Raw genomic sequence first — 9,180 nt, forward strand, 5'->3', positions numbered from 1 at the left:
CGCGCAGGCCGTCGTCGTCGAAGGGGACGTCCTTGTCGGAGGTGAGCAGGTAGAGCGCACGCGGGGGCATCGACTGCGCGAGGTCCCGGACCGGGGCGGTCGTGCGGCCGCGGTAGCGCTCCTGCCAGACGGTGGTGGCCAGGGCGTCGGTGTCGCAGACGAGCACCGGACCGCCGGTACGGGCCGCATGCTGCTCGGTGCGGTTCTGGCGGCGGGCGACGAGCTCGAAGTCGGCGTCGTCCCAGTCGAGGTCCGCGACGGTCGGCGGAGGCAGGTCCGGGGCCGCCAGCGCGCGAGCACGGGCCAGCTTCGCGACGGTCAGTTCGCGGCCGTACTCGGGCACCCAGCGGGTGAGCGCGTGCGGGCCGCCCCGATCGCGCAGGGCGGTGGCGAGGTCGCGGGAGAGGGTGGTGGTGCCGGTCGACTCGGCGCCGACCACGACGACCCTGCGGGCCAGCCAGGCCCGGACCGGCGGCTCGAGCTCCGCCCAGTGGGCCACGGGGTCCGCGCGGACCTTCGTACCGGACACGGCGAAGGTGCCCCGGTCGAGGTCCAGCAGCACGGGGGCGGCGTCGAAGCGGCGGGCGAGTTCGGTGCCGTAGGGCTCGGAGCTGAACACCGCGTCGACGGCGGGGGCGTGCGGACTCTCGGCGAGGGCCTGGCGCATCAGGCCGACGTGCCCTTCCCAGGCCGCCTCGCTCGCGTAGTCGACCGGCAGATCGTCCACGACGCCGACGACCGCGACATGCGGGTCGTCGGCCCAGTGTTCTCGTATCCAGGCGACGCGCTCCTCCAGCGGGATCGACTCCTGCCCGGCCGCCATCACCACGACCGAGACGGCGTCGCACGCGTCGGCGGCGGAACGGATCAGGAAGTGGTGGCCGGAGTGGGGCGGGTAGAACTTGCCGATCACCAGCCCGTGCGCGAAGCGGGCGCTCACGCGGCCACCGTCCGTCCGGCTTCCGCCACGGGGGTCGCCAACTCGCGGCGCCAGGAACGCCATCCGGCCACGCACATCGCCAGGAAGAGCACGTAGACGATGCCGGTGAGGTCCAGTCCCTTGCTGAAGTACAGCGGGATGTAGACGAGGTCGGCGGCGATCCAGAAGTACCAGTTCTCGATCTGCTTGGCGTTGAGCAGCCATTGCGCGGCCAGCGAGAGCGCGGTGGTCACGGCGTCCCAGAAGGGCGCGGAGTCGTGCGCGCGGGTCAGCAGCACGGTCAGCCCCCAGGTGACCGGCACGAGGAGGGCCGGCAGGACCCACAGTGCGGGCCGGGAGGCGTGCCCCATGGGCCGCCGGGAGCGCCGCTCGCCACCCCGCAGCCAGACCGTCCAGCCGTAGGCGGCGAGCGCCAGGTAGACCACCTGCAGCGAGGCGTCCGCGTAGAGGCGGGCACTCCAGAACAGCGCCAGGAAGAACAGGTTGTTGGCGATCCCCACGGGGAAGTTCCACACACTCGCCCGTACGCACAGCCATACACACACCGCCCCGGTGGCGAACCCGAGCAACTCGGCCCAGGTGACGGCGTCCTGGCCCAGATGGAACAACTGATGATTCAACGGCGCGACCAAGCCACCCAGCACATCCGTGACAGCCATCCCGGCCCCCTCCCATTTACGTCGAAGTGACGATAACAAGGAGGGGCGGCTTGCACAACGGAGTTGTGTGCGAAGCGCCGGGCACGCCCCTTCCGATTCCCTCGGGTGGCCGGCTGGGCTACCGTGGATCGACTGATACCAGGCTTATCGGGGGGCGAAGCCATGGCCGTGCCGATGGACCCTGCCGTCAGCTCCGCAGGCTATGCGATGTCGCTCGCGGACGGCTCCTACACCTGGTACCGCCAGGCGGCGATCAAGGCCCGGCGTTTGCACCGCGTGGCCGAGACGCTGCTCCTGCTGGTGTCGGCCGCGATCCCGGTGAGCGCGGTCGTGTCGCCCCATGACGCCACAACCCCCGCCGTGCTGGGCAGCGTGGTCGTCGTACTCACCGGCCTGCGGGCCCTGTTCCACTGGCACGAGGACTACGTGCGCTTCAGCCAGGCGCGCGAAGCGGTCGAGGCGGAGCGCCGCTCGTACCGCACGAGTGCCGAGCCGTATGACGACCCCGGCACCCGCGACCGACTGCTGGCGGCCGCTGTCACCCGCATCGAGCAGCAGGAGATGGGGACATGGGTCCAACTGGTCGCCACCGCAAGCGAGTCCACGGACGACGAGAGGGCGGGCCGATCGTCACCACCGGCATGACCGGGACGTCCCATCCGGAGCCGACGGCCCGTGGTCGGGTGGCGCGGAGCGCGCGGTGAACCCGGTGGCCGCCGGGGTGATCGCGGTCGTCGACGTCGCGCTGATGGTGAAGGCCGCCGCGTTCATCCCCGACAACCTGTGGCTCTGGCGCAACGGGCCCGGCATCCTCACCCATCTGCGGCACGAGCAGACCCCGGATGTGGATCGCGTCGAAGCGCTCGGCGTGCGCTGCGACTTCTGCAAGGCCGACATCCGTCCCCGGCCCCGCACGTCGCTCCGTTTCAGTCGCCGCCACCCGCCCAACCGGGGTTCGGCCACCACCGGCGCTGTGCGGCGACGGCTGCGCAGTCTGGTCAACCTGGCCTTCTGGACCCCGCTGCTCATCACCGTGTGCGGTACCGCCCTGATCGTGCTGTCCCCGGCCGCGCCCGTCCCCCTGCTCGGACTGGGCACCGCTGAGATCGGTCTGCTGGGCCTGTTCACGTTGCTGGCCGCGCTGGTGATCCGCTCCTCGCTGGGCAACTACGACATCTACTACTCGGACCTCGGCCGGTACGTAGGTTTCTTCTCCCGGCGTTCCCTCGCCCACGGTTCCGCCGCCCATGCGCACTCGGCCTACCTCGGGGCACTCCTCCTGCTCTCGGTGTGTTCCTACGCCGTCGCCTACCACGGCCTCTACGCGATCTGGCCCGGCGAGTTCGCCGGACATACGAGCGCCGACTTCCCGACCTGGCTCTACTTCAGCGCTACGGTCACCTCCACCGTCGGCAGCAGTGGCATCTACCCCGTGGGCACCGTGAGCCGGCTCGTGGTCACCGTCCAGACGTCGACCGGACTCCTGCTGTTGTGCTGGGTGGTCGGAGTTCTGGCCTCCGTACGCCGTGAGCGGCCGACGCGCTGACGGACCGCGTCGCGATCACCCCTTCTCCGAGGGTCGGCACCGCGACACCGGGCGTGAGCAACGGCTGGGGCGGCTCGCTTCGGCAGGCGATCAGCGCGCGCACCCCGTAGCGGACCAGTGCGACGGTGCCCCAAGCGCTGCGACCCGCCGCCCGCGGCCGCCAGTCGTAGTCGAGGCAGATCGAGCGGGACGGCAGACTGGAGAACAGGCCCTGCATGAAACCGTGTTGACGCGGTCTGGCGAGCGCCGCATCGGCCACCGGACGTGAGACGAGCCGGAAGTCGCCAGTACCTTCCATGAGTTCGACGTCGCAGAAGATGCGCACCAGCAGATGGAAGACACGGCTGCCGAAGCGTCGGTCGGCACGTCCGGAGTGGACGGGCCGCCGCCGGGCCACTACCTGTTCGAAGCCACGGCCGTACTGCTCGAACATGGGGGCGAGCAGGGAGGTCGGATGCTGAAGGTCGGCGTCGACAAAGATGACGCACTCTCCGGCCGTACGGGCCAGACCGGCCGCCATGGCCGCATCCTTGCCACGGCGGTCGAGGGGCAGACAGACCACGCGGCTGTCGTCGGCGGCGAACGCCCGCAGCGTGTCCAGCGTGCCGTCACGGCTGCCGTCGTCGGCGTAGACGATCTCCCAGCACTCGTCGACACGACGTAGATCGGCCAGCAGCGTGGCATGGAACTCGGGCAGTACCTCGGCCTCGTCGCGGCAGGCGACCACGACCGAGAGCAGCGGCCCGTACCGGGCCGGCGTCGAACCACTCATACGCGAACGGCCCTCACAGTGCCGTCCTGCCCGCCGACCCAGGCGATCCGGCCGGAGACCGCGGGCCGGGTGAGCACCACACTGTCCGTCTCACACCGCCACTGGACCTCGCCGGTGACAGCGTCCAGCGCCCACAGACCATGGTCGTCGCTGCCGAGGAAGACGGTCCCGTCCACCACCGTGGGGGACGCCTGCAACCATTCCCCGACGTGCTTCCACCACCTTTCCTCGCCGGTGCCCGCGTCGAGTGCGTACAGGTTGCCGTCGTGCGAACCCACATAGACCGTGCCTTCCGCCACGGCGGGCGACGACCGTACACGGCCGCCGGTGCGGTAGCGCCAGCGACCGACACCGGTCTCCGCGTCGACGGCGTGGAGGAAGCCGTCGTCACTGCCCACGTAGACCGACCGGTCGTGGACGGCCGGGGACGAGCGGACGACCCCGCCGGTACGGAACCACCACCGTGCACGGCCTGTCTCGACGTCAAGCGCCCACAAGCAGCGGTCGTCCGACCCGAAGTACACGATGCCGGCGGACACCACGGGGGAGGAATCCACGTCCCCCGCCGTCCGGAACCGCCAGTGCTCGTGGCCGTTCGTTGCCCCGATCGCGTACATGTGGTGATCACGACTGCCCACGAACACCATGCCGTCCACGGCCACGGGCGAGGACCAGACGGCCGCACCGGTGGTGATCCGCCAGCGCTCCGCGCCGGTGTCGGCGTCGAGCGCGTAGACGTTGCGGTCCTGGCTCCCCACATACACGGTGTGGTCGGCCACCGCGGGCGTCGACCAGACCGCGCCCCCGGTCGCCACGGACCATCGCTCGGCGCCGGTCTCGGCCTCCACCGCCCACACGCGGCAGTCACCGCTGCCGAAGTACAACGTCCCGCCGCATATCTGGGGCGATGACTGCACCAGACCGCCGGTGGTCACCCGCCAGACCGTCTCCCCCGGGCGCGGCGTCCCCTGCCCCGAAGAGGAGGGGACGGCGGCGAGAACCGGCTCGGACCGGTGCGGCGACGGCGCGCGCAGCCGCAGCTTCTCCCCTAGCAGCGCCGCGAGACGCCGGGGCGGGGTGATCCGGGCATCGACATAACCGACCGTGGGGCGCAGCCCCGGCAATTCGGTGTCGTCAAAGCGGACCGGCAGCAGGTACTCGCCGGGATCGGACAGCGCCCTGGCCTGTGCGCTGCGGTGCTCATGGGTCGTCCACATCTTCGCCGCGTAGGCCGCCGACACGAACACCACGCAGAAAAGGGCGGACCTGCGGTAGATCTCGTCCAGGTGCTCGGGCAGTTCCTTGCCCCACAGCGAAGCTTCTTCGTCGTTCGCGTAGTAGAAGCGGAGCCCGGCCTCCTCCAGCGCACGGGCGACCTGCTCTACGTACTGCCGCTGTTCGCTCGCGAAGGACAGGCAGATGTCGTAGGCGTAATCGTGCTCCGGCAGCGGGACGCTCACGGACCCGATGATAGGGCGTCGGCCGGCCGGCCCAAGCGATGCCGAGGCAAGTCCCGCGGCGCCGGTCAGTCGCGTCGGCGTGCCGACTCCTCGAGCTGTTCGACCAGTTCCGCCGCCATGGCCTTGATGGTTTCCAGCCCCTTGCGCCCCCACGGTTGCGGGTCCTGGTCGACTACGCAGATGGTGCCGAGCACCACGCCGGTGCTGTCTATCAGCGGTGCGCCCAGGTAGGAGTGGATGCCGATCGCGTCGACGACGTGGTTTCCGGCGAACCGCGGGAAATCCCGGATGTCCTCCAGCACCAGCGCCCGGCGACGCTTGACCACGTGCGGGCAGATGCCCATGTCGATGTCGCGGGGCATGACGCGGCCGGGCACCGGGTCCTGAAGCAACGGCGGTCCCCCGTGCACCGGGGTGTCCTGCGCGGCGCTGTACAACCCCGCGAAGTACTGGCGGTCGGCGTCGAGGAAGAAGTTGACTCCGGCGTAGCAGCCGCCGGTGCGCTGTGCCAGCTCCCGTGCGAAGGCGTCGAGTTCCGTATCAGGGCGGGCTTCGATGCCCAGCGCGCGCAGCCGCTCGGACCGGGTGCGCGCCTGTGGGTCCTCCGGGGGGAGGAGCAGATGGCGCACGGCGATCCCGGACTCAGGCCCGGAGGAGGGGTGGGGCGGTGTCGCTGCCATGGGAACTCCTTGTCGTGATCAGGTGCTGGATCAGTTCGAGCAGCACGCGGATGCCCGAGCTCTGGACGCGGGCGTCGCACAGCGCCACCGGCACCTCCTGCCTGAGGTCGAGCGCGGCCCGCACCTCCTCCGCGTGGTAGCGGTACGCGCCGTCGAACTCGTTGACGGCGACGACGAAGGGGATGCCGCGCCGTTCGAAGAAGTCCACTGCCGCGAAGGAGTGATCCAGCCTGCGGGTGTCGGCGAGGACCACCGCCCCGAGGGCCCCCTCGGAGAGTTCGTCCCACATGAACCAGAAGCGCTCCTGTCCGGGTGTGCCGAACAGGTAGAGGACATGGGACGGACCGAGGGTGATCCGGCCGAAGTCCAGGGCCACGGTGGTGGTGGCCTTGTGCTCCACTCCGTCCAGCCGGTCCGTGGCCGCGCTGACGGCGGTCAGCATCTCCTCGGTGCTCAGCGGCTCGATCTCGCTGAGAGCGTTGACGAAGGTCGTCTTTCCCACGCCGAACCCACCGGCGATGAGCACCTTGATTCCCACCGGCAGGGCTTCGGCGGGCAGCGGGTCACAGTCGTTTGAGGAGGGCATCTCGTATCGTTTCCAGGAGGTCTCGATCAGGTCGTGCGTAGTGGTCCGCGGAGGGCGGGGGCGCGTGGCCTGCGACCACCGCGCCACCCTCGGCCAGATCGGACAGCAGCACCTTGACCACGGCGGCCGGCACCTGCATCCGGGCCGCGACCTCGGCGACGCTCACAGGGCTCTCGCACAGCGCCAGCACCTGCGCATGCTCCAGGCCGAAGGCGCCCTGCGTCTGGGCACCCGTGGCCCGCACCACGGTCACGAGCGTGAAGTGGGACGTGGCCCTGGTCCGGCCGTCGCTCACGGTGTAGGGACGGACCAGTCGCCCGACGGCTTCGCTGGTCAACGGTCCGTCGGGAAGGACCGGCGTCATCGGTTACCCCGCCACGTGCCGCGGCGGCGTGGCCAGGTGCGGGCGCACGCTCTTCACCATCATGCCCATCTCGTAGCCCAGCACCGCCGCGTCCGCCTCGCGTCCGGCCAGCACCGCCAGCACCGCGCCGGGCCCGGCGGTCGAGACGAACAGCAGCGAGTTGCTGAGCTCCGTCACTATCTGTCGCACGTCGCCGCCGTCGTCGAAGTGCCGGCCCGCGCTGCGCGCCAATGAGTACAGCCCACTGGCCAGCGCGGCCAACTGGTCGGCGGCGTCCGTGTCGAGCCCCTCCGCTGCCTTCACCAGTCCGTCCGAGGACAGCAACAAGGCGCTTCGGGTGTGCGGCACTCGGTTCACCAGACCCGTCAACAGCCAGGAAAGGTCTTCGCTCGCCACGATCTGTACTCCTCTTTCGGCAGAAGGAAATGGCTCGTCGGACGGGGCCCCGGGCCCTCGGGGCGGCCCTCGGGTGTCAGGGCGTCTCCGCTTCCTCGGCCCTGCGCAGTCCGGTCTGGAACGCGGCCATCAGGCCCGGGTCGTGTGCGAGGTCCTCGGAACTCCCGGCGCTGGGCACCGGGTGCGGACGTTCGGCGACGTGGTCCCGACGTCTCTGAGGCAGCCGCGGACGGTCGTCCTCGCCGTCGCAGGCCGTCGGGGCGGGCTGCGGTTCGGACTCGGACACGAGCGGATCCGCGCCGAGGGTCATCACTGTCGCCGGGGGGTCCGTCACCTCGGGCTCCACCGGGCCTCGCGGCACCGCGTCCGGGTTCGCGACAGCGGGGTGCTCCGGCGCGGGAGCTGCCGACTGCGGGCCGAGCAGGGCCGTGGGCAGCACCATGACGGCCTGAGTGCCGCCGTACACGTTGCTCTGCAACCGCACGGCGATGTCATGCCGCTGGGCCAGCAGCGAGACCACGTACAGGCCGATCCGGCCGTCCTGCAGCAGCTCGCCGAGGGCGACCTCGCCGGGCGCACCCAGCACCGTGTTCATCCGGCTGCGCTCGTCCGCCGACATGCCGAGGCCCCGGTCCTCGACCTCGATCGCCACTCCGGCGGCGACGGGCTCGACCCGCACGTGCACGGTCGTCCGGGGTGGTGAGAAGACCGTCGCGTTCTCCAGCAGTTCGGCCAGCAGATGGACCACGTCGACCACGGCGTGGCCGCTGACCGTTCCGTCGATGGGCGGGACCAGCTTGACCCGGGCGTACTGGTCGATCTCGGCGACGGCGGAACGCAGCACGTCGGTCAGGCCGACGGGACGGGTCCACTGGCGGTGGGTGTTCGCACCGCCGAGCACGGCCAGGTTCTCGGCGTACCGGCGGATCCGGGTGGACAGATGGTCCACCCGGAACAGACCCTTGAGCAGGTCGGGATCCTCGACCTCGTTCTCCAGGCTGTCCAGCAGCCCTATCTCGCGGTGCACCAGTGACTCGAGTCGACGCGCCAGGTTGGCGAACACCTCGAACTGCGCCAGCCGGGCACTGTGTTCCGCACCGACCGCGCCGGCGGCGGTCTCCAGTACGGCTGCCTCCGCCTCGTGCCGGGCCGCAGCGATCTCGAATGCGAGTCGGGAGACTTGGTCCGGGCCGGTCTGCGGGGGCAGTTCCGGCTGTCGCCGCACAGGGGGCTCCCCGGCCCTCAGCCGACGGCACAGCGACCGCAGTTCGGCTCTGCCCTCGGCTGTCGTACGGATCAGCTCGGCCAGCTCGGCACTCTCCCGGTCGGCCGCGCGGGACAGCTCCGTCCAGCGCTTGGTGACTGCCCGTGCCTCCGCCGAAGCCCTCACGCCCGCGATTCCTGCCGCCACGGCGCCGACGAGGACGACGCTGCCGGACATCGCCACCTGGTCCGTCCGGTCCAGGTGGCCGTCACTGACCAGCGCGGTGACCACCGCACCGGCCACGGCGACCACGCCCGGTGGCAGCACGGACCACAGCATCTGACGTCGCCTCAGGGACCCGGCTCGCGGCTCGGCCGTCACACGGGCGGTCACGGGCGCCGGCGGCCGGTCGTCCGGCGGCGTGAAAGGAGCGGGCATAACAGTCCCTGGACAGTGCGGTGATCAGGCAGGGCGCGCACGTTACCGCGCGGTGGGACTCCGCTGTCACCCTCTGACACGCACAGAGATCGAACCGTTGTCCTTTTCTTCACACCCTGAGCACGGACCCCGGCC

Annotated in this window: 11 protein-coding genes; 2 read left to right on the top strand and 9 right to left on the bottom strand. The window is 70.7% G+C overall.

Annotated features, from left to right (window positions below; all coding sequences use genetic code 11):
* Both CCN33_RS25375 and pnuC read right to left on the bottom strand, forming a co-directional pair.
* Positions 1 to 940 (bottom strand): AAA family ATPase (locus CCN33_RS25375; RefSeq protein ID WP_086695793.1); only part of this gene is annotated, 940 nt, incomplete at its 3' end.
* Positions 937 to 1,599: a nicotinamide riboside transporter PnuC gene (gene pnuC, locus CCN33_RS25380; protein WP_086695794.1), complete on the bottom strand. Its 663-nt coding sequence runs from the start codon at positions 1,597 to 1,599 to the stop codon at positions 937 to 939. The genes pnuC and CCN33_RS25375, both read right to left, overlap by 4 nt.
* A 162-nt stretch (positions 1,600 to 1,761) precedes the next feature.
* Between pnuC and CCN33_RS25385 the strand changes: the two genes are divergently transcribed.
* The gene (locus tag CCN33_RS25385; RefSeq protein WP_086695795.1) at positions 1,762 to 2,244 is read left to right on the top strand and encodes a DUF4231 domain-containing protein; all 483 of its coding nucleotides are present in this window, start codon (positions 1,762 to 1,764) and stop codon (positions 2,242 to 2,244) included.
* Positions 2,245 to 2,299: 55 nt separating this feature from the next.
* On the top strand, positions 2,300 to 3,145 hold the full coding sequence (locus tag CCN33_RS25390; protein WP_086695796.1) for a potassium channel family protein: 846 nt from the start codon (positions 2,300 to 2,302) through the stop codon (positions 3,143 to 3,145).
* Here the strand turns inward: CCN33_RS25390 and CCN33_RS25395 are convergent.
* From CCN33_RS25395 to CCN33_RS25425, 7 genes are all read right to left on the bottom strand, one after another.
* Positions 3,057 to 3,917, bottom strand: coding sequence for a glycosyltransferase family 2 protein (locus tag CCN33_RS25395; protein WP_086695797.1), 861 nt, complete (start codon positions 3,915 to 3,917; stop codon positions 3,057 to 3,059). The genes CCN33_RS25390 and CCN33_RS25395 overlap by 89 nt on opposite strands.
* Positions 3,914 to 5,377 (bottom strand): outer membrane protein assembly factor BamB family protein, encoded by a 1,464-nt coding sequence (locus CCN33_RS25400; protein ID WP_140394671.1) that lies wholly within the window; start codon positions 5,375 to 5,377, stop codon positions 3,914 to 3,916. The genes CCN33_RS25395 and CCN33_RS25400 overlap by 4 nt, the downstream gene beginning before the upstream one ends.
* Before the next feature lie 65 nt (positions 5,378 to 5,442).
* Complete coding sequence (locus tag CCN33_RS25405; protein ID WP_086695799.1) at positions 5,443 to 6,057, bottom strand: GAF domain-containing protein; 615 nt, start codon at positions 6,055 to 6,057, stop codon at positions 5,443 to 5,445.
* Positions 6,020 to 6,643, bottom strand: coding sequence for a GTP-binding protein (locus tag CCN33_RS25410; protein ID WP_086695800.1), 624 nt, complete (start codon positions 6,641 to 6,643; stop codon positions 6,020 to 6,022). The genes CCN33_RS25405 and CCN33_RS25410 overlap by 38 nt, the downstream gene beginning before the upstream one ends.
* A complete protein-coding gene (locus tag CCN33_RS25415) occupies positions 6,621 to 7,007 on the bottom strand; it encodes a DUF742 domain-containing protein (protein ID WP_086695801.1) in 387 nt (128 codons plus the stop codon). Before CCN33_RS25415 ends, CCN33_RS25410 begins: the two co-directional genes overlap by 23 nt.
* A 3-nt stretch (positions 7,008 to 7,010) precedes the next feature.
* The gene (locus tag CCN33_RS25420) at positions 7,011 to 7,403 is read right to left on the bottom strand and encodes a roadblock/LC7 domain-containing protein (RefSeq protein WP_086695802.1); all 393 of its coding nucleotides are present in this window, start codon (positions 7,401 to 7,403) and stop codon (positions 7,011 to 7,013) included.
* A gap of 76 nt (positions 7,404 to 7,479) precedes the next feature.
* Complete coding sequence (locus CCN33_RS25425; protein WP_244173941.1) at positions 7,480 to 8,946, bottom strand: ATP-binding protein; 1,467 nt, start codon at positions 8,944 to 8,946, stop codon at positions 7,480 to 7,482.
* Between the last annotated feature and the right edge of the window lie 234 nt (positions 8,947 to 9,180).

This window comes from Streptomyces recifensis (genome assembly GCF_002154615.1).
Classification (GTDB): Bacteria; Actinomycetota; Actinomycetes; order Streptomycetales; family Streptomycetaceae; genus Streptomyces; species Streptomyces griseoluteus.

Bases quoted from the DNA above. Each gene is read 5' to 3' on its own strand.
- CCN33_RS25415 (WP_086695801.1), bottom strand. From the start codon at position 7,007: ATGACGCCGGTCCTTCCCGACGGACCGTTGACCAGCGAAGCCGTCGGG.
- CCN33_RS25425 (WP_244173941.1), bottom strand. From the start codon at position 8,946: ATGCTGTGGTCCGTGCTGCCACCGGGCGTGGTCGCCGTGGCCGGTGCG.
- CCN33_RS25405 (WP_086695799.1), bottom strand. From the start codon at position 6,057: ATGGCAGCGACACCGCCCCACCCCTCCTCCGGGCCTGAGTCCGGGATC.
- CCN33_RS25410 (WP_086695800.1), bottom strand. From the start codon at position 6,643: ATGCCCTCCTCAAACGACTGTGACCCGCTGCCCGCCGAAGCCCTGCCG.
- CCN33_RS25385 (WP_086695795.1), top strand. From the start codon at position 1,762: ATGGCCGTGCCGATGGACCCTGCCGTCAGCTCCGCAGGCTATGCGATG.
- pnuC (WP_086695794.1), bottom strand. From the start codon at position 1,599: ATGGCTGTCACGGATGTGCTGGGTGGCTTGGTCGCGCCGTTGAATCAT.
- CCN33_RS25395 (WP_086695797.1), bottom strand. From the start codon at position 3,917: ATGAGTGGTTCGACGCCGGCCCGGTACGGGCCGCTGCTCTCGGTCGTG.